General features: G+C 50.3%; 23 protein-coding genes. 17 read left to right on the top strand and 6 right to left on the bottom strand.

The genetic code is table 11. The annotated features are described in order from the left end of the window. Position 1: 1 nt before the first annotated feature. The 12 genes from NE584_RS07545 (at position 2) to NE584_RS07490 (ending at position 11,015) form a co-directional block, all read left to right on the top strand. Positions 2–796, top strand: coding sequence for a hypothetical protein (locus NE584_RS07545; RefSeq protein WP_256182566.1), 795 nt, complete (start codon positions 2–4; stop codon positions 794–796). Positions 797–869: 73 nt separating this feature from the next. Beyond that, positions 870–1,253, top strand: a complete 384-nt coding sequence (locus NE584_RS07540; RefSeq protein WP_055180053.1) for a hypothetical protein — start codon at positions 870–872, stop codon at positions 1,251–1,253. 42 nt (positions 1,254–1,295) lie between these two features. Beyond that, the gene (locus NE584_RS07535; RefSeq protein WP_055180056.1) at positions 1,296–2,108 is read left to right on the top strand and encodes a hypothetical protein; all 813 of its coding nucleotides are present in this window, start codon (positions 1,296–1,298) and stop codon (positions 2,106–2,108) included. A gap of 69 nt (positions 2,109–2,177) precedes the next feature. Beyond that, the gene (locus NE584_RS07530) at positions 2,178–2,450 is read left to right on the top strand and encodes a hypothetical protein (protein WP_050624428.1); all 273 of its coding nucleotides are present in this window, start codon (positions 2,178–2,180) and stop codon (positions 2,448–2,450) included. A 261-nt stretch (positions 2,451–2,711) separates the two neighbouring features. Then, complete coding sequence (locus NE584_RS07525; RefSeq protein WP_055180058.1) at positions 2,712–3,854, top strand: hypothetical protein; 1,143 nt, start codon at positions 2,712–2,714, stop codon at positions 3,852–3,854. Next, a complete protein-coding gene (locus tag NE584_RS07520; RefSeq protein ID WP_055180060.1) occupies positions 3,854–4,891 on the top strand; it encodes a YqaJ viral recombinase family protein in 1,038 nt (345 codons plus the stop codon). Before NE584_RS07525 ends, NE584_RS07520 begins: the two co-directional genes overlap by 1 nt. A 160-nt stretch (positions 4,892–5,051) precedes the next feature. Beyond that, positions 5,052–7,232 carry an ATP-dependent RecD-like DNA helicase gene (locus NE584_RS07515; protein WP_055180062.1) on the top strand — a complete coding sequence of 727 codons (2,181 nt, stop codon included), beginning with the start codon at positions 5,052–5,054 and terminating at the stop codon, positions 7,230–7,232. 16 nt (positions 7,233–7,248) lie between these two features. Continuing rightward, positions 7,249–7,719, top strand: a complete 471-nt coding sequence (locus tag NE584_RS07510; protein ID WP_050624432.1) for a hypothetical protein — start codon at positions 7,249–7,251, stop codon at positions 7,717–7,719. Then, positions 7,716–8,450 carry a hypothetical protein gene (locus tag NE584_RS07505; RefSeq protein WP_050624433.1) on the top strand — a complete coding sequence of 245 codons (735 nt, stop codon included), beginning with the start codon at positions 7,716–7,718 and terminating at the stop codon, positions 8,448–8,450. Before NE584_RS07510 ends, NE584_RS07505 begins: the two co-directional genes overlap by 4 nt. Before the next feature lie 52 nt (positions 8,451–8,502). After that, positions 8,503–9,597: a DUF3854 domain-containing protein gene (locus NE584_RS07500; RefSeq protein ID WP_050624434.1), complete on the top strand. Its 1,095-nt coding sequence runs from the start codon at positions 8,503–8,505 to the stop codon at positions 9,595–9,597. A 115-nt stretch (positions 9,598–9,712) separates the two neighbouring features. After that, positions 9,713–10,657, top strand: coding sequence for a ParM/StbA family protein (locus NE584_RS07495; RefSeq protein ID WP_050624435.1), 945 nt, complete (start codon positions 9,713–9,715; stop codon positions 10,655–10,657). Further along, entirely contained in the window at positions 10,644–11,015 is a 372-nt protein-coding gene (locus tag NE584_RS07490; protein WP_055180065.1) for a hypothetical protein, read from the top strand. Before NE584_RS07495 ends, NE584_RS07490 begins: the two co-directional genes overlap by 14 nt. Before the next feature lie 252 nt (positions 11,016–11,267). Here the strand turns inward: NE584_RS07490 and NE584_RS07485 are convergent, their stop codons facing one another. The 6 genes from NE584_RS07485 to NE584_RS07460 all read right to left on the bottom strand — a co-directional run bounded on the left by NE584_RS07485 (position 11,268) and on the right by NE584_RS07460 (position 15,796). Next, a complete protein-coding gene (locus NE584_RS07485; RefSeq protein ID WP_228300523.1) occupies positions 11,268–12,104 on the bottom strand; it encodes a hypothetical protein in 837 nt (278 codons plus the stop codon). Between the two features lie 128 nt (positions 12,105–12,232). After that, positions 12,233–12,736 carry a DUF4241 domain-containing protein gene (locus NE584_RS07480; RefSeq protein WP_055180067.1) on the bottom strand — a complete coding sequence of 168 codons (504 nt, stop codon included), beginning with the start codon at positions 12,734–12,736 and terminating at the stop codon, positions 12,233–12,235. A gap of 45 nt (positions 12,737–12,781) precedes the next feature. Then, positions 12,782–13,861, bottom strand: a complete 1,080-nt coding sequence (locus NE584_RS07475) for a hypothetical protein (RefSeq protein WP_178279567.1) — start codon at positions 13,859–13,861, stop codon at positions 12,782–12,784. 61 nt (positions 13,862–13,922) lie between these two features. Continuing rightward, positions 13,923–14,876, bottom strand: a complete 954-nt coding sequence (locus NE584_RS07470; RefSeq protein WP_055180069.1) for a hypothetical protein — start codon at positions 14,874–14,876, stop codon at positions 13,923–13,925. Positions 14,877–15,031: 155 nt separating this feature from the next. After that, the gene (locus NE584_RS07465) at positions 15,032–15,586 is read right to left on the bottom strand and encodes a hypothetical protein (protein ID WP_055180070.1); all 555 of its coding nucleotides are present in this window, start codon (positions 15,584–15,586) and stop codon (positions 15,032–15,034) included. Positions 15,587–15,607: 21 nt separating this feature from the next. Further along, a complete protein-coding gene (locus NE584_RS07460) occupies positions 15,608–15,796 on the bottom strand; it encodes a hypothetical protein (RefSeq protein ID WP_055180072.1) in 189 nt (62 codons plus the stop codon). 883 nt (positions 15,797–16,679) lie between these two features. On the opposite strand from NE584_RS07460, the gene NE584_RS07455 reads away from it, so the two are divergent. The 5 genes from NE584_RS07455 to NE584_RS07435 all read left to right on the top strand — a co-directional run bounded on the left by NE584_RS07455 (position 16,680) and on the right by NE584_RS07435 (position 24,212). Further along, the gene (locus NE584_RS07455) at positions 16,680–18,836 is read left to right on the top strand and encodes a hypothetical protein (protein WP_055180074.1); all 2,157 of its coding nucleotides are present in this window, start codon (positions 16,680–16,682) and stop codon (positions 18,834–18,836) included. Continuing rightward, entirely contained in the window at positions 18,820–21,270 is a 2,451-nt protein-coding gene (locus tag NE584_RS07450; RefSeq protein ID WP_055180076.1) for a hypothetical protein, read from the top strand. Before NE584_RS07455 ends, NE584_RS07450 begins: the two co-directional genes overlap by 17 nt. A 710-nt stretch (positions 21,271–21,980) precedes the next feature. Next, positions 21,981–22,181, top strand: coding sequence for an excisionase (locus NE584_RS07445; RefSeq protein ID WP_050624446.1), 201 nt, complete (start codon positions 21,981–21,983; stop codon positions 22,179–22,181). Between the two features lie 140 nt (positions 22,182–22,321). Next, positions 22,322–23,593 carry a tyrosine-type recombinase/integrase gene (locus tag NE584_RS07440; protein WP_050624447.1) on the top strand — a complete coding sequence of 424 codons (1,272 nt, stop codon included), beginning with the start codon at positions 22,322–22,324 and terminating at the stop codon, positions 23,591–23,593. An 88-nt stretch (positions 23,594–23,681) separates the two neighbouring features. Beyond that, positions 23,682–24,212: a hypothetical protein gene (locus tag NE584_RS07435; RefSeq protein WP_050624448.1), complete on the top strand. Its 531-nt coding sequence runs from the start codon at positions 23,682–23,684 to the stop codon at positions 24,210–24,212. The last annotated feature ends 366 nt before the right edge of the window (positions 24,213–24,578 follow it).

Genomic DNA, 24,578 nt, shown 5'->3' with positions numbered 1-24,578 from the left:
TGTGGGCCATCAGGTCTGCCATCTGGATATTCTAGTGGATGATTCCGGTGCATTTCTTGATAATATGCCCGGCGGTGCCGAGGCATCCATCTATGAAAGCAACACACCTTTTGGACCATTTCAGTGCTGCGGCTGCGGCGCTGTCTACGATGAGCTGAAAGATGGACAAAAGGAAACGTCCGGTCCCATCGAAGGATGGAAATGGCCTGGAGATAGCCCGGAAGACGCAGATATAAAGGGGCTCATCGTTCTGACGATGATCCGGGAGCGGCCCTGTGAAAACGAGATCTGGGCCGATAACCTGTTTGTCCTCGTTGAAAAAGAGGCATTCCAGGAAAGCAACTCCCAATTTGTCTCCACTGAAACATTTGTGATGCAGACCCTGCGCAGTCGGGTCCAAACCTGGCTGGCGACCCCGGATGGATGGCGGAGCAACTGCTGTGCATCCAGAGATTATAACTGGGGGGATCTGATCAATGACCTGCCTTCTGAGCATATCCAGGTATTTTTCACTCGGGATGAAGCCAAAGACTATGACATTTTGGACTCCGTCAGTGTGCGCGTAGCCCAGGATGAATTGCTGGCTCCTGATAATGTGCCGGCGTCTCTTGTGCTGGTATATAGAGACGGCCACACCGACATTTTGGGGGTTGTTGTGGATTTTCAGGACGGGAGCATCTCCTCCAACAACTTTTTCAAGGAAACGGAAGTTGTGGAGGGCTATATCCAAATGGCAGATGGTAGCAGGTTAAACTGCGATCCAGAAAACGATTTTCGGTCTATTGCGGAAGTGTGAGGATGCAGTACGGCTATGATCCGAGGCTATTTGACATCTCTCGGATCCCAACCTGGGATGGGTTTGTTCAGGCGTGGAAAATATCATTATTAAAGCCCAGCACAACTGCGTGTCCGACCGTAGGACCTACGGCGGCCGTTTCATCCCCATCGTCCATGAATATGTTCTGCTGCTGCGGAAAGAAACGCCGCTAGTCATCCCATTTTTGATGACCTACCGTGTGAATAGCGATATTCGGGATATGCCCGGCGCCACATGGCGGGATATCATTGCCGACATACTGGAAGATTGCAATGGCCGCGCACCGCTGGAAGAGATTTACCGGCGTGTGGAAGGACATAAGCGGGCGCAGAGCCAGCAGTGGTGGAAGGAAAAGGTGCGGCAGACCCTGCAGATCAATCCCCGAACCTTCGAAAAGGCAGATCGTGGCATATGGTGTTTAGTTAAACACGCATGAACCGGCAGAAATACAACAACGAAGAGTGGAGGTTTTATATCAATGGAGTATTTTGAATTGCGAAATAAACTCTTTTTCCCTGTGAGGCGGAAACTGATCAACGACTATCAAATGGGGACGCTAGACTTCGAAAGATGCGAACAGTTAGTGAACGATCTCATTCTAAAAATTGGACAGTATATGGACACTGGGGTGCCGCAAGACGAGAGTATGGCGATTGTATTTGCGGAATTTCAAGACACGATTCAGGAACTGCGGCCACTGACAAAGGGATATGAAATCACTTGTGATACAAACGAGCAATTTCACATACCCCACGCACTCTATGTCTGTGTGTTTAGAGATTTGGTAGGGACAGAATTTGCAGATGAAAGTTATGCTACAAAATTGGCTGAACGTGACGGGGTCAAACTCATATTCGGGATGCCACAAGTGCCGGATGGGCTTTACTTGGATACCGAACAGAACCGTGAGATCATCCAGAAATACTTAGCACACAAGACGCCTACAACAGGGCGATCAGACTCTATTGATGAAGCGGCAGGGAGAAGGTGCACAATAAAAAGCAAGGAAGAACTCCTCATTGAGGAAGCAAATGCACTGGATTCTCTCTTCATGAGCATGAAAATCGAAGATATCAGTATTGAAATAAGGGATAATCAACTTGTTGCCTTTGATTCTGACGGGAACAAGTGGGTGGAAAATGAAATCTTCGACTTTGCGCTGAACGAGTGCCTTACTTTTGGCGCTGATGGGCATCTAATTGACGGCTATTGTATCAATGAAGAACTCTTGGATCAAATCCTACACTATGCGGCTCAAAGAGATGTCAAAATCGAGAGGATACCCTTGTAATTGTGGCAGATATGAAGATGAGAAAATGAAACTAAGTCACAGAAGGCCGATATCATTAGGAGGCTTCGGATGAAAAGAGAACTGTCGATTAAAGACGAACTGCGTGCAATCCAGTCCGGAGAACTTACATGCAGCCCGGAGAAACTGGCTGCATGTGCCGCATACTGCCGGAAACGGCTTGATATGCTGCGCAGGTCACTGGAAAGTCAGTCGGTTCCAGCGGCTTACATTGAGCAGGTGCAAGCCAATATCCATAGTTTTTCTGATTTTCTTGGTTGGGCGGAGGCGCAAAAGCCGGACACGGGTATTTCAGCCTATAGTGCTGAGCCGAAGAAGTCTTAACAGGGTAGTGTATGCGCAGGCGTGGTTATAAGCGTGTTGACGAAAAGGTCTGAGAATGATATAATTCAACTATACAGTATCAGAGCCATGCCGAAGGCGTGCATAGTTTACAGTGTTCCAAAGTGCCATTTGCAGAAATGCAGATGGCACTTTTTTTGTTTTTTGGCCATTTCATTATCGGCATAGACAGCGTTCCCAAAAGGGAACGCTGTTTTTGCATATCAGGAAGTTCCGGCTACAAAAAGAAAGGAGAACAAAACCATGGTGAAATCTTGTTGTGACAGCTATCACACCCAGTTCAGCGCATTCCCGGACATGCTCAGTTACCACGAGAAGATCCGAACTGACAGCCGCTGGGAGCGCACCGAGGTCAAAAATCTGGAGGTGGCGGCGCTGGATAAGGCATCGCCCCTGTTCAACGACACGACCAGTTTCGATTCCTCTGTCTCCCGTGATGCAATCGAGGACACGGCAGAGAATCTGAAATTGGCCATCAAAGTCAAGGACAAATTCTTCCCGCTGCGCGATACCGCTTATAAGAGCCTGCTGGACCGGGCGAAAGTCGGCGGTTCTGCACTACCCAAACTCCCGCGTGAAAAACTTGCGGAGTTGATCAATTCCTGCCTGGCGCTCCATAAGGACAGCGCCCTGTTGCTCGTCCGCGATGAGAAGGTCTCGGCCGCTCATTCCGGAGATACCCGTGACTACTCCGTGTTGGAGATCGATCAGTTACTGGACGGCTTACAGAGCAAGATGGACGAGCGGTTCCCGGGCAACCAGTTTTCCGGCGGTTATGTAGATCATTCCATTACAAGCGCCTCATGGACACTGCCTGACCAAAAGACAGAGTTGCTGGATACCTACACAAAATTGTTGGCGGCAGAGGGGAAGACCGCTATGGCCGCCAAGTTGATGCCTGGTATCCGCTTTTCTACATCGGACACCGGGGTGGCCTCGGCAAAGGTTTCGGCGTTGCTGGTGGGGTTACAGTACCCCATCCATATTGGCGGTATGATTTCCGTGGAACACCGCCGGCAGTCCAAGGTCCCTGACTTCGTGGAGAGCCTTGATATGCTGTTCGCTCAGTTTGGGGACTCGGTTGCCAGATTGAGCGGCCTGCTGTCTATCCACCTAGATCACCCGGTCAATGCCATGACGGCCATCTGCAAACGCCTAGCGCTGCCGAAAAAGGCGGCGATGGAGGCCATCGACATGTTCGAGATGGCGATTGGGGAAGACAGCGCCACTGCCCATGATGTGTTTGTAGCCATGCAGGAAATCCCCTTTATCCTCAAGACCCAGGGGACGCCGGAGAGCAAACTGTTGGCCCTGCAGGAAAATATGGCCCGGGCACTCACGCTCAAATGGCGTGACTATGACTATGCCCGGGAGGTGAAGTGGTAATGGCTGCACCTAATATTCTGTGCGACTGCACAGGTATGTCGAGAACGCGATGGCTGGAATGCAGGGCGCACGGTCCTAAGGGAGATATTGAGTATACCGTTGGCGGCAGCGATGTTGCCGTTATCTTCGGTTTGTCGCCGTGGACGACACCCCTGGAACTTTGGATGATCAAAAAGGGGCGCATGAAGCCGAAGCCGCCCCCGAACCCCGACCAACTGGCTATGGGACATATGTTGGAGCCGATTGCAGCGTACTTTTACGCCAGGAGGACGGGTAATGTCGTCACGGATGACAACTATCTCTATCAGCATGCTTATCTGAAATACGCTCTCGCCAATATTGACCGGCGCTACACGCGGAAGAATGACGGCGAAGGCGGTGTTTTGGAGTGCAAATCCCTGACATATCACAAGGCAGAAGACTGGGCTGACGGAGCTATCCCAATCTACTACGAAATTCAGCTTCGCTACTATCTTGCGGTATTGGATGAAAAGCACGGGGCTTTCGCGGCGCTTTGGGGCAACAACCCGGAGCACGACTTGGCCATGCCCCACATCGAGCGGGAACAGGGCAAAGAGGATATCATTTTTGAGAAGTTGGACCGGTGGATCTGGAGTTTGCGTCATGATCAGCCTCCGACTATGGAGGATGTGAAGCCGAAGCTGGCTATGGAGGCCCTGGCGCGAATTTACGGTGCCAGTCAAAAAGGACTGCCCACAATTGAATTTCCGCAAAAATTTGAATCACGTCTGCGGAAAATCGCGAGTCTTCAAGCGGAAAATGTGGAGTTAAAAAGTGCAATCAAGAAAAATGAGGAGGCTATAAAAGCACACAGCGTGCGAGTTGCAGAACTGATGAAGAATCATGAGCATGGGATCCTTACCACAACCACGGATAAGCTGTTAGTGGATTTTGTGACCGAGGTAACCAAGCGCGTGAGCTCGGACTATCTCAAAAAAGAACATCCGGACATCTATCAAGAGGCGCTGAAAGCATCAAAGAGCCGCAAGGTCAAGGTGACCATCCAGCCTGTATGACGATGGGCGGCGCAGGGTGTGCTTATGTGTAGAGCAGCCCTGCGCTTATACAAAAAACGGGCAAGGCCGTCTTTACGGAGCAAAATATGTCTTTTGGATCGGGGTATTCTGTGAGAGGATTTCAAGATACTCCGATTCCGCTATAAGGAGGAATCAATTCATGAAATGCAGTTTCAGCCGCCTGCTCTACCCGAAGACAGTGGAGGAGGCGCGGGACGGCAGTTATATGATCGCACTGTTCAGGCCCCATGAAAAGGTACTGGACGCACAAGGAAACAGACTTTCCAGCATCAAGGTGGTGGGGCACTACCTGCCTACCGTTTCTAGTGTAAAGGTCGATATGGCTGGACATTGGAAGAAAGATGCCAGATACGGACTTCAGTTTGAGATGGAGTCTTATGAGGAACTGGTTGAATCCAGTAAGGCCGGGATTGTGTCCTACCTCTCGTCGGGGATGATACCTGGCATCGGGAAAAAATTGGCCGAAAGAATCTACGATACTTTCGGGGAGCAGTCCCTGGAGGTATTAGACCGTGATCCTACACGGATCGAGGAGGTATCCGGCATCAGTCAAAAGAAAAGAGACCAGTTCTGTGACGCCTATATGGAAACCCGCAGCGCCCGCAAATTGATCAATATGCTTGCCCCCTTTGATATCAGCGCGATGCAGGCCATCCATCTGAGGAGGCAACTGGGTCTCGATGCGCAGACATTACTGGCTCAGTTTCCATACATGGTATTTGAGCGTGATCTGATTGATTTTGAAACAGCAGACAGGCTGGCGCAGGCCAACGGGATCCCGATGGATGCGCCGGAACGGCTGGATGCCGGCTTGCTCTGTACGCTGAAACAAGCAGAATCCAGCGGGCATCTGTCCATGCACAAGGAACGCCTTGTGCAGAGGGCGGTCAATTTACTCCGCGCACCGGCAGTGACGTGGAAGGCTGTTGCCCAGCGGGCATTTGAAATGCTCAAAGACAATCGGCTTGCGATTTACCGCGACCATGTCTATCGCCCTATCATAGCACAGGCTGAGAACGATGTGGCTGTACAGGTCTGCGAGATGCTGCACCGGGACAAATTGCCCTATATGGGCGACCTGGATGACGAGATTGATGCCCAGCAGAAAGAGATGGGGTTCACCTTCGCTCAGGAGCAGAGGAACGCCATCAAGACTTCGCTGACATCGCCGATTTGCATCATTTCCGGAGGTCCGGGTACGGGGAAGACCTCCATCCAGCGGGCAATTCTCAATATCTATCACGCGGCATTTCCCAATGCCGCTGTTGTCTGCTGTGCACCGACCGGGCGTGCGGCGCGGCGTATGGAACAGAGCACTGGCTTTGCAGCATCTACGGTACATAAGGCGCTGAACCTACAGGCGGGTGAAATCCACGAACTGAGAGAGCCTGAAACCCTGAAGGCAGATCTGGTCCTTGTCGACGAAGTCAGCATGATGGATATGATAACCACATGGCACCTATTTGCCGCACTGCCACCCGGCTGCCGCTTGATTCTGGTGGGAGATGCAGATCAACTTCCCTCCGTCGGGCCGGGTGCCGTACTCCACGAACTGCTGGGCTGCGGGAAGCTACCTTCGGTCATCCTGGACAAGGTGTTTCGCCAGAGTGAGGGCAGCATCGTAGCGGAGAATGCACAGCGTATCCGGCACGGCAATGAGCGATTGGACTTAGGGGACGATTTTCAGTTCTGGGCCTCGGCAGATGTGTCACAGTCAGCACAATGGCTGGAGCGTCTCTACATGAATGAGATCGCTCGGCACGGCGTGGACAATGTGGCGCTTTTGACCCCGTTCCGTAAAAAGTCCGAAACTGGCGTTCAGAGTATGAACGCGGCCCTGCACGATATTGCCAACCCACCCTCACCGGAAAAGGCGGAACTGGAAATCGGGCAGAGGACCTTTCGCGTGGGTGACAAAGTGATGCAGATGAAAAACCGGGATTTTGCCAGTAATGGTGATATCGGATATATCCGAACCATCGTCCGGGATGCAGACGGTTTTTTGGTAGAAGTGGATTTTGGGGATGACCGTATTGTGGCCTATGAGGATTTGGAGTCTCTCCGCCAACTGGAACTGGCTTATGCCACCACCATCCACAAATCTCAGGGCGCAGAATATTCCTCCGTGCTTATCAGTGTCCAGAACATACACGGGAGAATGCTGAATCGTGCGTTGTTCTACACGGCGGAAACCCGCGCCAAGATCCGCGTTATCGTTGTGGGAGACTGGGAGGCTGTTGTGCGTGCAATCAATACGACGGATACTGACCGCAGAAATACGGCACTGGCTGAACGGATCAACGAATTGATAAAAGAATAGAGGGAGGACCAGACAGATGGCCACAGTCCTGGAAAATTACTATGCGCTCCGAGGCGAACTGGAGCAGCGCATGGCACAGGCACCCATTAACGCAGTCGACCTGTGGTATTACGGCGAAATTGTGTACCGGGTCGGCGTGTTGGAGACATGTCAGATGTACCTGCGCAGTGCGCCTGTTTCGATGAATACCCCCGAACTGCTGGGGCATTACCAGATGATGGACGCCTATGTGCAGAGTCTTGCGTTGGAACGTCGCTATGGGCCGGACCGCGGTCCGGATACACAGAAAGAGCGGGAAGCCGCTCAGAGTAACCTGGGACGTGTGATCCAAGACTACCGTAAGCGATTTTCAGCGTTTTCGCCTACGGCTGCCATGGCATACAAGAAAGAAATTAACCGGGTTATTACAACACTGCTGCCGGCATGGCTGCAGTTTCGGAACACATTCGTACCGATTAAAAAGGCTAAGGAGGGTAATGCATCATGAAAGACGAGAAACAGGCAGCACTGGCAGCCATTCAGCAGATCAATGCGGTGGATGGTTTTGATCCCTCGCCGTTGGCAGTGGAATACGCCGACCTCAATACCCATGAAAAGCGCCTTCGCCTGCCGGTTATGGGACAACTCGCGTGGTTCTGGCTCAAGCATCCGGAAGGCCGTGTCGCTGTCACGGTGACTCCAGCCAAGGAGTGCTTCATAGCCACAGCACGGATTTATGCCAATTATACCAATCCATCAGATCAGTATTTGGCGGAGGCCACAGCGTCACGAGGTTATTTGCCGGACAAGCCGACGGTTTCCCCGCGGGAATGGGCACAGACAGCAGCAATCGGCCGGGCGTTGCAGTACGCTGGCTTTGGACTCCAGTTCGCTGCGGCCGGCGACGCCTTTGATATGCCAGCAGTGGATGAACTGAGCGGCATCGTCTGGAGCGGGGAAGAATCTCCGCAGGATTTGCCAGAGCCTGGAGGGGCCTCCGCGAATATGCATATGACAATGCCGATGCCCACACCAGCCGCCCAGCCGCCGGTAGATCCATTGGAGAAAGCAATGAGTACACCCTGTCCTATCAGCAAATACAGCGGCAAGACGCTTGGGGATGTACTGAGGGAGGATCCAAAAGCCCTCGTGTGGGTAGCGAATAAATTTCAGGGCGATCCTGAGATCTCTGCGGCCGCAAAACTCATTTGCGAACAGTCCATGGAGGAGAGCGCCTGAATAAACATGGGGGACGGTCGCCACCAGACCGTCCCCCGGAGAGGAGCTTTCCATGGAACTTCGCTATCAAATGACGGATATTCTGCCGCTGCTCCCAATCCCACAGCCTCCAAATGGAAAGAGTGCCTACAATATCCCGTGCCCATTATGCGACCGTGCAGGTTCAAGGGAGAAGCATCTGAACATCAATCTCAAGCGGAATGTGTATCGGTGTCCCAAGTGCGGACAATTCCAGGGTGGTGTCTTCGATCTCTATGCCTACTACATGGGCATCCCGCGGGAGAAGGTCTTGGAGGACCTTACAGCGAGACTGCAGAGAGACATCAGCTATCCCGCAGGGAAAGCGGCTACCAGAAAGAAACTGCAGCCTCCGCCGATGAAGCCCCAGGCAAGCCTTGCGCCGCTGGAGGAACGGGACCGGGTCTATCGTGCTTTGCTCAACCGGCTCACCCTGGCGCCGGACCACCGTGAAAATCTCCTCAGCCGCGGTTTGACCGACGAAGCCATTGAACGGCTGGGCTATAAGTCTACGCCTGTTGTGGGGTTCCATGCACTGGCCCAGTCCTTGCTGGACGAGGGATATACGCTGTTTGGCGTCCCTGGATTTTATCGGGACAAGGATGGGCGATGGACAATGGCTGTGTGGCGTAGGGGGATTCTGATTCCGGGAACCTACTTTGGGAAGATACAAGGTTTTCAAATTCGCCTTGATCATAAAATGAAAAAGGGCGGTAAGTTCCTGACCTTTTCCAGTAGGGACGAGCTGGACGGAGCCATGGGTGAGAACTGGTGCCATATGGTCGGGCCGGTTCGAGAGAGGATTCTTCTGATTGAAGGATATATGAAAGCGGACATCGTCAACCACTTTACAGGCCAAACGATGTTGGCTATTCCAGGGGTGACCTCGTTGCAACATTTGGAGTCAGCCCTCAGGGATCTGATTCCCATGGGAGTCCGTCATATCATGACCTGCTTCGATATGGACTATCTGAAAAACTGGCATGTGGAAAGTGCCTATCAGAACCTTGTTGAACTGTTGGCCAAGCAGAATGTCACATTTGGAACCTATTTGTGGGTTCCGGATTACAACGGATTGGATGATTACATCTGGGAGTTTTGCATGAATAAGGGCAATCCTCCAAAGTAACAGAAGTGGACAGCGGGACATGCGCAGCATGTCCCGCTGTTTTTACGCATTTTGTTGTAAAAACGCATTTTCATTTGTGTAATAACATATCAGAAAGACTAAGGAGTGATTTCTCATGCTATTTCCAGTTGATCATGGCAACTCGTCTATCAAAACCGTCAATTTCGTGTTTTCCTCCGGACTGGCCGATTATCCGATCCGTCCACCCGTTGATACGGACATTCTGGAATATGGCGGCAAGTATTGGACGCTGTCCGGCAAACGCATCTCTTATATGCGGGACAAGACGAAAGATGACCGATATTTTATCCTGACCCTTTTTGCCATTGCGAAGGAACTGCAGAAGAGCGATACTATGAGCCCAATGGTGGAAACGGATCTGGCCGTAGGATTGCCCCCGGAGCATTATGCGCTGCGGCAGCGGTTTGCAGAGTATTTTAAGCGCGGCACAGTGAACTTTGTCTTTAACGGAACACCGGTCTGCCTCGTGATCCGGCATGTGCTGGTCTATCCTCAGGCTTATGCAGCGGTCGTACCGCAGGCAGCCCGCCTGAAGGAGATCCCGCGCACTTTCATTATTGATATTGGAGGCTTTACCACAGACGTTATGTTGCTTCGCAATTCTGTACCTGACATGCAGTTCTGCCGCAGTTTGGAGATGGGAGTGATTCATATGTCCAACGATATTATCGGCAGGGTGAATGCTATGTATGATATGAAGATTGAGGATGACCACATCGTGGATATCATCCAAGGGCGGTCCACGACCCTATCCGCTGAGGTGCAGGAGGTTGTATTTGCCACGGTACGCAGTTATGCCAATGGAATTCTGGATAAACTGCGTGAACTGCAGGTAGACCTACGAGCCAATCCGGCCATTTTTATCGGAGGCGGGTCCATTCTATTCCAAAACTTCATTGAGGAGTCCTCCCAAGTGGCTCAGGCGGATTTTGTGCTGGATTCTAAAGCCAATGCCATTGGCTATGGAATGCTGGCTACGGCGCAGTTGCGGCGGATGACACAGCAGAATCACGGAGGGGAGTTCTTTGCGGAGGGATGATAAGTTCCGATTTTCTCTCGGATGGAGCCGGGATACTGCGGAAAAGATTGCAGTCGGAGATTTACTGGAAAGATTGAAGAACCGCAAAAGTGATCTGGTCGTCCAAGCTGTCTGGGAGTACATTGGGAATCACCCCGAGGTAATGACGGAAGATGCAAAAATCGTGATTTCAGTTCATTCAACGCCCACAGATGAACAGACATTTGCAAAAATCCAAAGTATGATAGACGCCTCGTTGGAAAAACTGAAAACTACCTTAAAACTCCAACTTGAACAGGGCCAGCCGGAAGATGCCAGCGGGCCAAGCGAGAAAGATCTGGATGATATGCTCAAAAATCTGGATATATTCAATCTGTGAGAACAGTCCCCACTCCATACCTTGAATGGGGTGGGGACTGTTTTGAGGCCGGTACCATTGGGGCGGCATGGGTAAGATAAAAAGGGGAAGTGCAATAAAAAGACACGCCCCCTCAGGAATGCACCGTTCCTGAGGGGGCGTGTCTTTTTGTTTATAGGGGAAGTTGTGAACTTCGGATGCTGTCCCCTCTCGGCAAAGCAGGCAAAACAACTAGCCAAGACGGTATATGTACAGTTGAGACAGTCTAAATGCCTAGAACCCGTTCCAGATTTGGTGACCGCAGTATTCAAAGGTTTGTGCGTCATCACAATCAGCGGGAGTGAGGTCGATGATCCGCTTGCGGGAGCGGGAGAGGAAGACCCGGTTTTTGATTTTGCTCATTGGCTGCCATTTGGCCAGCATATTGTCAAAATTGACTACTGAGGCATAGTCCGCCGGGAAGTTGTTTTTTATGTGATGAAAGAAATAGTTGCGGTGGAAAGGGCAGATCAGGCAGGCGCTGGCCTTGCTGTCCAGGCCCCACTCATCCAGATTATAGGCGTAGCAGTCCTTTCGTTCCCAACCCATCTCGATAAGCGGAAATCGGTTTTGAAACATAGCGTGTCGGCTGGGAAAGGAACGATGAGCCTCTTCACTGGAAAAGCCAATGTGGAGTTCATGGGTGCCGATATCCTCTGGGCGAAGCCGCTGATAGGGCCGGTAGCCCAGAAGTTCATATCGGACAAACTTTTGGATCATCAAAACCTTGTAGTCCACGGTGCAGGAGCGGCGGGCGATCCGTCCTGCTTTTCCCTGCTCGTCTAATGTCCAGAACGGCATGGCTGAAACCCTCTGCCGCCCGAACCGCTGCATATAGTCCTGATACAGATTACTCTGGAGAATGTAAAAAGGAATGTTGCAATCAACGCAGGCGCGTTCAATAAAACGCACTTGATCCGCTACCCAGGCAGGCTCACAGCCAAGATCACAATAGATGATGGCATCATAGCGGGGTACCTGCGGGTGTACGACCTTACTTCTGGTCTGGTCGCAGGAGATCAGGGCCAGGGCGGTACTCTGCATCCCCGCACCACAGCTTAGAATGTTCAAACGGAATACCTCCTTCTAAAAGGAAATGCGGGGAACCGCCCGTTTAGGTGGTTCCCCGCTGAGTGTTATTGGAGCAGAAGCCTATTGATTTGGGTCAGGCGCACCACATCAAAATTGATCATGACGCCTCATGTGATATCCTGCCCCTGTGTTTTAGACAGATGGTAGGAGTAACAGATATAACCGCCATCCCCATACCCGGAATTGGATACAACGCCATGTGGAATAACACCGGCATAGTGGTCTGTATGTAAGGTCTGGTTGCAACAGCTGTTGTACCACGCTTCCAGTGCATCTTCGCTGGGTATCTGGCCTGCATCAGCACCGGCACGGTAGAACGGCTTGTCGAACACACCGGCTTGGCCGCTGTCTACGCCAACCTTGAAGAGTTCCTCCCGTGCAATTAACTGGTTTTTGGGTGGGCAATGCTGATGGAACGCGGCCAGATAGGCTACTGCCGCATCGTGCTTCCCTTCATGGAAAAAGCCAATCTCTGCCTCCCAAATCCCCGGCTGGGCATTGGGAACGATGCCCATGCACCAGGTACCGGGCGCGTAACAGGGATCGGAAATAATCAATTTAGGCTGTGTCACCTCGAAAGTGCCGAGTTTGAATTTTTGTAATGTCCGCATTATTTAGACCTCGCTCTTGCTAATTTTATTGTTGCCTCTTTAGGGTCAACGGGTACTGCTGCCAGTGGCGTGAATGGCCGGAATATCCGCGGTATCTCCAACATGCGGCGGCTTGCTCTGGATTGCAGCCAGCAACTTGGAAAGTAGTTCGGGCAGTTTCATACTGTTGCGGCTGCCTTTATGGTAGCGGTAACTCCATTGACCACTCTGTGGGGAATATCGAATACTGTGTAGCGTATTGATAATCCAGCCCTGTGTTTTTAGAGGAACTGAAATCCCATGCTCCCGAAAAAGCTGCATGATCAGAGACTTGCCGTTGATATCTTGATTTACAACTTCTTTTCCGGCTAAAATGTTTTGCTCCGCCTCTCGGATGGCGGAGGTATAGCGGTCTTGTAACTCTTGTTCACGCTGACGCGCCTGGGCTTCCAGTTCTGCCTCTCGCAGTTTGGCTTGCCGTTGGCGCTCTGCCCAAATGGGAGCGTTGTGTGCCTCAGCCTCTTCGCGCCGCCCCAAGAGGTTGGCAAAGCCAAGATCGGCCCAGCGATCTGGAGCCGCCATACTCTGGTTGAAGACCCGTTCAATCTCAGCCCGGATACCGTGTTCCAGCGTGGACAGCCACTTCAGGACTTCCGCCAGCCGGCTCCGCTGGTCGATGCCCACCATAAAGCCGTCGCAGGGGATAAAGATCGTCGGCCATGAATCACGCTTATTTTCCAAGGTGTAAAGCTCGATGCCGTTTTCATTGTAAAAACGGTAGTAGTAGTGCCTTTTACCCATCAAGTCCTTGGAAAAAACACGGTTTTCATCCCTCTCCTTTGGCGGGAATATATCCTTTTTCTTCTCGTTCGGGCGGGTGTAGCGGGGAGAGAGGCCGGTACGGCCCAAACTGTTTGTAATCTGTTTTTCGATTGATTCCAGACCGCCGTGCCGTTCCATAAAGCCTGATAGGTCCTGTGACTGCTGCAAATTACAAAGGCACAAACCTGTCCTGCCTTCATAGATAGCTCCCTTATATTGGAACAGATCCAAGCCAAACTCGTTTTGAAACGACTTGGCTTCCTGTATCGGGGAAAAGGCACCATCCCGGAAGATGTAACAGACGGCAGAGTGTTTTTCATTCATATTTGAATCACCTTATCGTATGTCACTTTTACTGCAATCATATTTGTCATTTGTCGCTCCTTCAATTTTGATTTGTGTCTTTCACCATCATCTCGCGGGCTGCAATATAGCAGATGATGCTATAAATTTTTTTGGTAATGCTGTCCTCTGCCCTGCCTTTGACGAGCTGGGTGTCGATGAACATCGGAGAAATCGTACACCGGGTCTCGATGAAGTATTTTTCGGAATTTTTCAGTGGGAACTTGCCTAGCCTCATGTAGACCTCTCCGCTTGTGTTCTGTCCATGTGGTGTGATATTGCTGTTTCTGAGGCAGCCTACATAGTGTTCCTGGCTGTACACACAGCCATATTCGTCCACGTCCGAAGCCTGATAGCCCCCCACCTCGCTCATCATATCTGCGGCCAGTTCCTCTGCAGACCGACTTGTGATAAAATACCGCTCCGGGAATGGGAGCGCCTGAATCCCCCAGAACTGATGGATGCTCCTGTTGAACATCCGCTCCAGTAAGGATTTCAGTTCGTCTTTCAGCGTATCATATGTAAGGTCCCAAAGTTGGATGGAAGACGGAACGCCAACTCCTTTTTCGAGGTAGTTCAAATAGTGAACCGTTGACCGACTGGATGTTTCCTCCTCAGAGCCAGAGAAATCAGGGAATCCAGTCTTGCTCTCTATTAGCTGTACCTCCACGTCTGGGTAAGCGCCATTGGTGATAAAGAGCTGGAATGCTGGGCTTGTGCGGAAACCATCATGATTTCTCGGCCCCCTGCCAAGAGACTCTATCATCTCTTTTGGAAGGTCAATCCCATCGTAGGCATTCCGGGTCTTCTCAACCGCAGCTTCATCCTGTGGTGTGGTTTCCTCCTTGATGACTGCCTGAACTGCCTTGAACATCCGGTTTATCTTGCAGTCCTTGCAGTCTTCCAGGAACGGCATAGCCCCTCTCATGCAAAAGGCACAGAAGGTTTGCTTAGCTTCGGCCATTTTCTCATAATAGGCGGTACTGATTGTCTTCATATACAATCTCCTTTTTTGAGCCGGAACTGGATGCTCCAATCCCGGCTTGTGTAGCGGATTACCGGATGACCTCGTAGAGCATCATGGTATCCAGATTGAACATGGACATGATCCGGGTGACTGTAGGCCTATGACAGCGGTCGCAAATCTGATTTTCAAACACCATCCTTAGCCCCTCCCTCACAGTCCAGAGTTCGCCCTGAGATGGCAGTCTCATCATGGCCGCCGTCGTACCGCTCCGGGGTGTTAATTTGCTCGGCGAAGGTGAAATACTTCTCCATCTGCCGGTCGAGCAGTCTGTCGATCTGTTGCCGGAATTCTGCGTTTACCTTCTTTTCTGCACTGAGGTAGTCGACGAACTCCTTGAATTCACCAAATGCCTCCAGATAGCCGGCAAGGAAAGCCGCATCTTGAGCCTGGGCCTGGATCCCTGCCTGGGAAGCGGCCCGCCGCAGGTCTGAGACTAGGGCAGCGGACTCTGGCCGGCGCTCCAGCGCCCCCCAAATCCGGTCAGAGTAGTCATGGCCCCTCCGGAATTGGGGCCTCATTCCACCAAACTGCAAAGCATAGATACTGGCGGCATACAGATAGGCGTGTTCAGGATCTCGCCTATCATCGGTGTCGTAGACTTGAATGTTGAGCGGCTCCAAAAGGGTGGAGTAGACCTCGTTGACCAGTCCGCCATCCATCTCGATAATTAAAGTAGCCACGTTTGTTCCTCCTCGATTGACTTAAATAGTTTTTTTCAGGATGATAACCCCCATTACCTGTTCCAGGCCTTGTTCATTGAGCCAGGCATCCAGAGCAGTTTGGGCCTCTTGACGTAGAGCCTCTGTCCTCTCCGCAAGTTGATCCTCAACTTGTTCTCGGTTTGGAACCTCTTCGCTGACGAAAGCGACGCCAATCCAATTGGTATTCATTCCGGATCACCGTGTTTCGATGCTCTCTGCCGTGTCGGGATTCTTTCGAGTGATTGCATGACTTTTCATCTCCTTTTTGATTTTTGCGGTGTTCCGCTGCAGGGATATCTATATAAAAAAACGTGTGGAACCCAGAATAGTCCACACGCTTTTGCCCAGGATGGGCGAGATCTGTTTAAGAGGGGCATTCGTTTGTCCAGAAAACAAAAAAGCGCCCAAAGGTCAGAAAGACCTCTGGACGCTATGCAACACGGAAACTAAGACTGCCTTAGGCTGCCGCAGATACTATGTGAGCATATTATAGCGTTTCCTTTGAGAAAAAACAAGCATTAAAAATCACCACCCGCCGGTGGCAGCTGATGTTCTGAAACATATCGGGTTCACGATTCCCAAGCCGTGGAGCAGGAAGAAAGGCCATGTGGCATTTTACGTTGGTGACTCAGTTCGAAAATCCCTTGCAAACAATCCGTAGGTGCGGTATAATACTGACATAAAGTATCCGAAATCGCCCTGGCGATTACAGTATTCTGTGTTTCAAAGCGTCTGAAGGCATGTTGCCTTTGGACGCTTTTTACGTTTTGCCAAAAAAAGATATGTCTGCGCAGCCTAGTTACAGTACCAATGCGTGAAATTGCGTCTGAGGAACATCTTCAGGCGCTTTTTTCTTTGTCTGCCGCCATGCAGTATGTGGCGGCGACCATATTTCTCTCAGGTACCGCAGGCATCTACTGCGTGAATACCACAAATCAAGAAAAAGGAGGGAGTCAATGATCACAACAGGACAAGCGTACAGACACGGTGCGCCGGTGCATGACTGCCCGGTACCGCACACAAAAATGGCCGCCGTATCAGCGGTGGCACAGAGAAAGGAGAGAACATAGTTATGAGCAGTCATGACAAGGAACAAAGCCACTGCGACGCCTATGAGAAGATCCTCGACTTAGATCTTTTTAATGCACTTCTGGCCCTTGTGGTCAAGATGTCCGACAACAAGGACGCTATGCTGGAGTACTCGCGTTTTATCAGTCAGAAGTCCCTATGGGCTTCCAGGTGCAACGACCCGGGGGCCTATTTTGCCCAGCATGAACTTCGCTATATCGGCGAGATTACGGAGCGATTCGAGGAACGCATCGGCTCCAGACCAGAAATATTCCGTGCGCTGGCGCTGGCTCTTGGATTTGCCCTGCCATTTCTCACAGACTCCATGTTTGTTGGGACTCAGCGAGAAGACTTCATACGTAGGCTGGATAAAGAGGCTGGGAACGACCTGTATCTGCAGGGAGCCCGCTACCTCCTGACCACCGACCCGATGGAGCGTAAGCAGTTACGGTCCCAACTGGCTGGCGATACGTATCAACGGACGGAGGATGCTATGTTTGTCCTCTCCCTATTTGACCCTCAGGAAGATGAGTTTCCTGCAATGCGCCCCCAGATCGCTCGGTTGTGGGGCGTTGATCGGACCATACCGCTGCTCGGCAATGGCCGTATGCTGGACTGGCTTCTATGCAACTATAAGCCGGTCATCGCCGAGTGCAGGAAGAAAGACAATGCAGTCCTGCGGGCGTTGCTGAAGTTGCCCGGCCAGTTCTGCAAGGAGGGCTCCGCTCTGTACAAGACGTTGATCGACTCAGGATATAGTACGCTGGAGATCAGGTATGCCAACTCCTGGATGATTTGGCCCTGCCAAAATCCAGTTGGGCTTAATCCCAACGGCATTCCTGCTGAGAAGGCGGCTGCCCAATTTTGTATCGCTGCACTCAATCAGGACGAGGAGCTGCCGGACGAGGCTTTCACCCACATGGAGAGACTCTACTCCATGTATCGTAAATTTCACATCCGTTACGAAGGGCATGAGGGGATATGGCCTGCTGTCTCCACACAGGTCAATCCGACCAACCCTAAAACAGTATTGTGGATGATCCAGAAAGCCAATTTACAGTTCTCTTATCGGTTCGATGTATTTGATCCGCAATGGGATATCTTGGCAGAACAGTTGGAGCCACTGGATTACCGGAATCTCTTCATTGAACAGGTCGACCGTCTGGAGGCGCCCGACAAAAAGGAGATCCGTCGGTATATGGAGCGTTATCAGGAACTGACGGGCTTGGACTATATGGAGGCGTTTCAACAAGAGAATGGCTGGTATAACAAGAATTTCGCGTTGCTTGTGGATGCTGACACCATTGATTTATGGTCCTTTTTTCAGTCACACCTCAATTATGAGTCGGAGCCGAAAGAAAAACAGGCGTTGTGCTATGTGCAGGAATATACCGCAGGTTCTCGGACCAGGAAGGCGTTTGACTTTAATAAGAAGTTATTAGAAACATACGATGTGACTGAGTATCCAGACCTGTTCGAGAGTCATTCGGGCTTCCACCGCGATTATATGAAATCTATCCGCTATTACTATAGCGATCTCGGCAAACTGGATTTTAAGCGGGACTTTCTGTCTTCGGACGAACAGCGTCAACTTTTTGAGTGGATCGATACCTCACAATTCTGTCTTGAACCACAAAGTTATTATAACTTTGTGGAAGCGGCACTATGGAATGACTGTGTCCGTGCGCTCTATGATAAAGAGACGCTCCGGGAAGTTCTGAAAGCCCTGATCGCAACACGTTACAATATTCATAGTGTGAACAGTTTGAAACAGGATTTGTATACGCAGGAAGAGCTGGATGCAGAGAAAGAGCAGCAACAGGCAGAGTGGGAGCGGATCAGACAGGAGCGCCGGGCTAACTCGCTTGCCACAAAAAAGGAGAGATTGGATGCCAAGTTTGATGGGAGTGTTCAATCGCTGAAGGATTTTTTGGATAGCTATTACAGTGTAGAGGATCGCAGAGATGCCTTGAGCCTGATTGATGAGCCCCTGCATCTTGCCGCCTCCCAATTTAGTTATCCCATAACATCAGAGCAGGCCGGTGTGTTGCTCTATTTATGCGGAAGAGCTATTGATACGGATGCCATCCCACGAAAAACGCTGTACTCTCTTATAGAAATTGTTATCAAGGAGGAGCGTGCAAATGCTACAAACTGTTAACCGTATTAAAGCGCTGGAGCGCATGAGTACCTGTGGCTTGAGCAAAAAGCATACACATCAGTATAGTGTTCCCACACTGCTCACAACCTGCGAACGGATTGAAGAGCAAGGTTTAACAGGACTACTTTCCTCTGTTTTGCCCGAACGTATCCAGCAAGAACTGATCTGCAACGAACAATTTGCAGGCTACTACAAGAAACTGGTGGATTGTAAAGTGCCCCACCATTTCATCAATGACTGGCTGGAGTCTGCGGATCGTTTCGGGGAATCTCTGATGGGGCGTTATACCGTTGAACAGATGGTTCAAATGTACGGCTCCGGGGTCAACGGCTCCTGCTGTCAATACGAGTGTCTGAAGTATTTCGAACACGACTTAGCGGATGAAGCATTGTGGCCCGCATTGGTAGATAACCTGAACGCTTTCTATGCGCAGAACGCCGTGACTTTATCCGATTTGAAACCGCAGGAGCGGGAGATGCTGAAGCTCCCTTATTTTGCCTCTTTCATCGATGTTTCCGGACGTACCATTTCAACCAGCCTCTCTGTGCTTTCCTCCAATGAGACGATGCGGGCGGTCCTGGATTTCCTGTTCCGTGAACAAGTGGAGCATTCTTTCACAGAGGATGAGTTGACTTCGCTCTCCCATCTGGAGGCTAAGGATCTTGAACTTGTGCGCCAGACATACTCCAATCTGGGTTCTGACCCTGGATGGATGGAGCGGTTTCTGGACTGGTGGCTCTCTAACCACGGTCTGCGCCATGATCTGCAGTGGTTCGCTCAACGGCGCGAGCCACTTACAGACGAGGAAAAGCATCAGGTGCTGGATACCTGGGTCGGATACTTGAACGCCCTGTATTCCGGGAGTTTGGAGGTGCCTTTTGCATCCATCAGACCCATTCAGTACGATGTACTGATCTACGCCATCGCCCACAAGAAGAAACGGTTTCTCCACATGGTTTCGGAGCATTTTGAGGACTTCTGCAAACTAGGTCGGGAATCCTTCCTGCTGGAAGAGAGTTTCTACACCCGCTGCAATTTGAATGCGCTGAACGGCAAGGATTTCCTCGCGTGCGCTGGCGAGGCCGGACAGAGGAACAACCTTGATCTGCTGGAACAGAGGGAGTATACTTTTCAGGAACTCAAATTGCTGTGCTATGCCAAGCCGGTCTACATCCAGTTCTATGGGATGCTGGCGGATATCGGCGTGGATCGGAAACTCGTTGTTATGCGGGAACTGCTCAAGGGAGATCTGTTGAACATGCAGATTGCTGAGGAGGACCTGTGTGGCCTGGCCGCGCTTCTGTCCCAGAAACCGCTGAGTGTGTGGCGACAGAAAGAGTTGGGCCATATTGCCGGCCTGTCCGCCACTGACGCTGTGCGCGTCCTGCTGGTCTATGACAAGATCAAGTTATTGATCCCTGAACTACTCACCTGGGAAGATGCACTCTTTGCCAGCCGGAACGCAGATCGGATGCGAGGCTATCAGAGCTGGACTCAGATGCGCAACGATCTCATTTATGTGGATCAAGACTGGGTTGCATTGGCGAAAGAATTGGAACTTGACGAGAAATTCCTTCAAGACAATGAGCAACACATCGTCCGCTTCATTATGGGGGAGGGGGCGGAGATGACCCGGCTCTATTATGAGTACACTGAGAATAAGGAGGCATTCCGCCGTATCATCCTGGCAGAACTGATGGGCGAATTTAAAACACTCAAATACTATCCCAATGACCTGAATAGGGAAATCAGTTTCCCAACCACAAAACAGCAGCAGTTGCTTTGGCAGACGAACACCGCTATGGAGACCTACGGCATTCTGGTGGAGGAAGTGGATGATTACTACTCTACCCTGCGTCTGGGGAGGTTGCCATACTCCACATGCTTATCTTATGTGGATGGTCAATACCGGGAATGCCTGCTCTCCAGTTTTGACTCAAATAAGAAAATCCTACTAGCCAAGAAGAATGGTAAGGTCATAGGGCGGGCTGTGATCCGGCTGACCAAGGGCCGGGATTATCTGCGAGATGATGTCGATGCTCCGACCTTGGAGTTCGCCGATCTGACTAAACCACCCGAGAAACGATATGAGGATGAGCGGCCTGCAGACCAGCTGACCCTGTTCTTGGAGCGTCCCTACTTCAAGAATGCGAATTACTCGGAAACCGCTGTTATCAAACAGATGTTTATCTCTCTGGTACGGAAGAAGGCGATGCAGATGCTGGCTACCCCAGTCTTGGCGATTTGCTATGAAGAGCAGTGCGCTGCATCTGACTTTGTGCGGATGAGGTACGCCCTCTACATTTCCAAGTCCAAAGGCGGCGCCCAGTATCTGGACTCGTTGGACGGACAAGTGAAAGTCTCACGGGAGGGTTCCTTTAAGGCGTTCCCGTTCCTTGTGCTGCCAAGCAACGAGATGGCGGCTATATCCTGATTAGTACAGTATCTCAATCAACCAGAAAACGGGGGATGTGAAGCGAATACGCTCCAGATCCCCCGTTTTTTCTTGGGCAGAAGCGATGATATAAAAATGATGCTTCAAGTTTCGAACAGAATGTCGGAGTCAACTTTACTGACATCGGCATTATAGTGATTGTTTCTAAAGAGGATTAAGCAGGTGCGGGGGCCTTCTGTACCGGCTTCCTTTCTGTTTCGGTGTTTACTGAAATCGTGCCCGCGCACATTCTGGAGAAATATAGGAGTCGCCACCACACCTTGAAATAGGTTGGTGGCGGCTTTTTCTATGGCAAATTTCTTTCTCTGAAACGGGGAATGAGGAGAAGACACCAAGATCTTCAGGGAAGGCATCCTGCTGCACCTTGACAAATAGGCGGTATGCGCCTCATATGCGGCAACGGGTACATTGCGAATATGGAGAGCCGTACAAGCAGACTGGGCCGTGATCCCAAATTTGGAAAGGAGGCAGGGGGGAGCCGGATGTTGTGTGCAGACAAGCTGTGGCGGCTTGGAGGCCATGACCCATATTCGTTGATCATGATACACCACTTCGGCTGTGATCCGAGCGGTAACCAATCCGCCGCAGGTTACGGGAAGTGCCAATAGCTCGGGGAGTAAGTCTCGCGGAGCGGCTTAGCCAGCCGCCGCCCGTTGCTTTTTGGATTCAGACAGAAAGGGAGATGAAACATGGAAAAACAAGAGGTTCCCATTTGGGAAAAGGCAAATTTGACGATAGATGAAGCGGCTGCCTACTTCGGGATCGGAACCAACAAATTGCGGGAGATAACCAGCAACCCAGATTGCGAGTTTGTGATTCGGGTCGGGGCTAAGCGGTTGATCAAACGAAAAAAATTCGAGAGATACTTGGAAGACGTGGATACAGTGTAACCAATTTTGGATGGAAGCCGGGATGCAGCGGATGCTGTATCCCGGCTTTGCAACAGGGAAATTACAGAAAACTTATTGAAAACATGGGATGTTCATATTATTATATATGTGTGTGGGCATTCTCTTGGAAGGAGGATATTGTGTCCGACAAAAGACGCGATTCCAAGGGGCGTCTCCTGAAACAAGGGGAACGACAACGAGAGGATGGCAAATACGAGTATAGGTACTATGATGAAAAAGGAGGTAGGCACAGCGTATATAGTTGGAGACTGGTCGACACAGATAGGATCCCGCCTGGGAAACGAGACGCTGAATCACTGCGTTCAATGGAAAAGCGAATCCGAAGAGATCTGGAAGATGGAATCAAAACACACGAAGCAGACCGGACGACGCTGAATTACCATTATGATAGATATATTGCGCAGAAGATTGAGATCAAGGAGTCTACCAGAGAAAACTATAAATACATGTATGATAAGTATGTACGGGAAGAAATCGGACAGATGAAGTTGTCGAATATCAAATATAGTGATATCAAGAAGTTTTATTTGTCCTTGATTCACGACAAGGGATTCAAACCAAACAGTATGGAAGTCATACACACAATTCTTCATCCGGTTTTTTCTACAGCAGTTCGAGACGGCATCATTCGGTTGAATCCGACCGATGGCGTAATGAACGAAATCAAAAGGACCCATAACTGGGAGAAGCCGAAAAGAAAAGCCTTGACAGAAGCGCAACAATCTGCTTTTATTAGTTATGTTTCTTCATCGCCGACTTACAGGCATTGGCTGTCGGTATTTACAGTGTTGCTGGGGACAGGCTGCAGGATCGGCGAAGTGGTGGGGCTGCGCTGGCAGGATTGTGACTTTTCGCAGGGAATTATATCCATTAACCACAATCTTGTGTACCGCAAACGGGAAAGCACCGGAAAAGTTGGATTTCATGTGAACACACCGAAAACGAGAGCGGGAATCAGGATAATCCCGATGCTCGCAGAAGTAAAGCACGCGCTCCTGCAGGAACGGTTGCGCCAGATGGAAGAGGGCTTCAATGATTGTGTCATTGACGGCTATTCGGGCTTTATTTTCTCGACACGCTATGGAGATGTACTTAACCCACATTGTGTTAACCGAGCGATTGAGCGTATCTGCAGGGATTATAATGCCGAGGAAAAGCAAAAGGCCAAAATGGAAAAACGGTGTCCAGAGCTGCTGCCACATTTTTCTTGCCACAATTTAAGACACACTTTCTGCACCAGATTCTGTGAAAATGAACGTGACCTGAAAGTTATACAGGAGATTATGGGACATGCAGATATCACGACGACGATGAATGTTTATAATGAGGCAACCAAGGAAAAGAAAGTAGCAAGTTTTGCGAATCTGGAGGGCAAAATCCGAATCAGTTGATTTACCCCCATTTTTACCCCCATTGGTGATGAAACGGTAGAAACTTATACCAAGTTATAAATCCAAAAGTTCGAGAGGACACCTCAAAATGCGGAATACAGAAACTTATAACACTTTGCAGAAGCCGGAAATTCTATTCCCCACGATGAAGCCCCTGGAAAAAAATGATGGTGCGAACACGAAGAGTGAAGGGGAAAATCAAGCTGTTGTAACTCGTAATGTGTCCACAAATAGCGCACGTATTGATCTTTCAAAGGTGAAGATTGAACCTTTGTTTGAGGAGTTTGTGGATTTTGAAACTTTTGCAAAATCCGATTTTCGTGTGGTGAAAATCGAATCCTGTGAAGCGGTCGAAAAGTCTAAAAAGTTGCTGAAGTTCACATTAAATGACGGAACTGAGCGCAAACGGACTATTTTAAGTGGCATTCACACTTATTATACTCCTGAAGAATTGGTGGGTAAAACCTGCGTTGCAATCACGAATTTGCCCACTAGAATGATGATGGGAATTCCGTCTGAGGGAATGCTGATCTCTGCTGTGTACGAGTATGACGGACACGAAGGGTTGAATTTGCTCATGTTAGATGATGCGATTCCTGCCGGTGCTAAATTGTACTAAAATGACATGATTTTCTGTGTTGCCACAGTATTACCACACTTGCCGAAAATACCACACGGGATGTGGGGGAGTGTGATGAGAGAGCTGACTGATTAGGCTGGCGAAGGCACCCAAGTGTTATATTGGGGGATGATCGCAAATGCGGTCTAATAGGGGATGTTTGCCCTAAAATAATCAAACGATATAGGGAGTCGGCGTTGGTCCGGCTCCCTTATTTTTTGCTGGGGAAGGTATAAAAATTTTGGTATGCTACGATTTATCTCATAAGATCAGAAGAAATATCAGCTCTATGTATAAAACAAGGGTGCAGAGTAAGCGTCAAATATAATATGAGATAAAAAGAACGAGAGCAGCCAATACTTTGTC

This window comes from Clostridium sp. DFI.5.61, assembly GCF_024462915.1.
In the GTDB taxonomy this organism is placed as follows: domain Bacteria; phylum Bacillota; class Clostridia; order Oscillospirales; family Oscillospiraceae; genus Lawsonibacter; species Lawsonibacter asaccharolyticus.
This window is presented reverse-complemented; position numbering and strand designations above follow the sequence as displayed.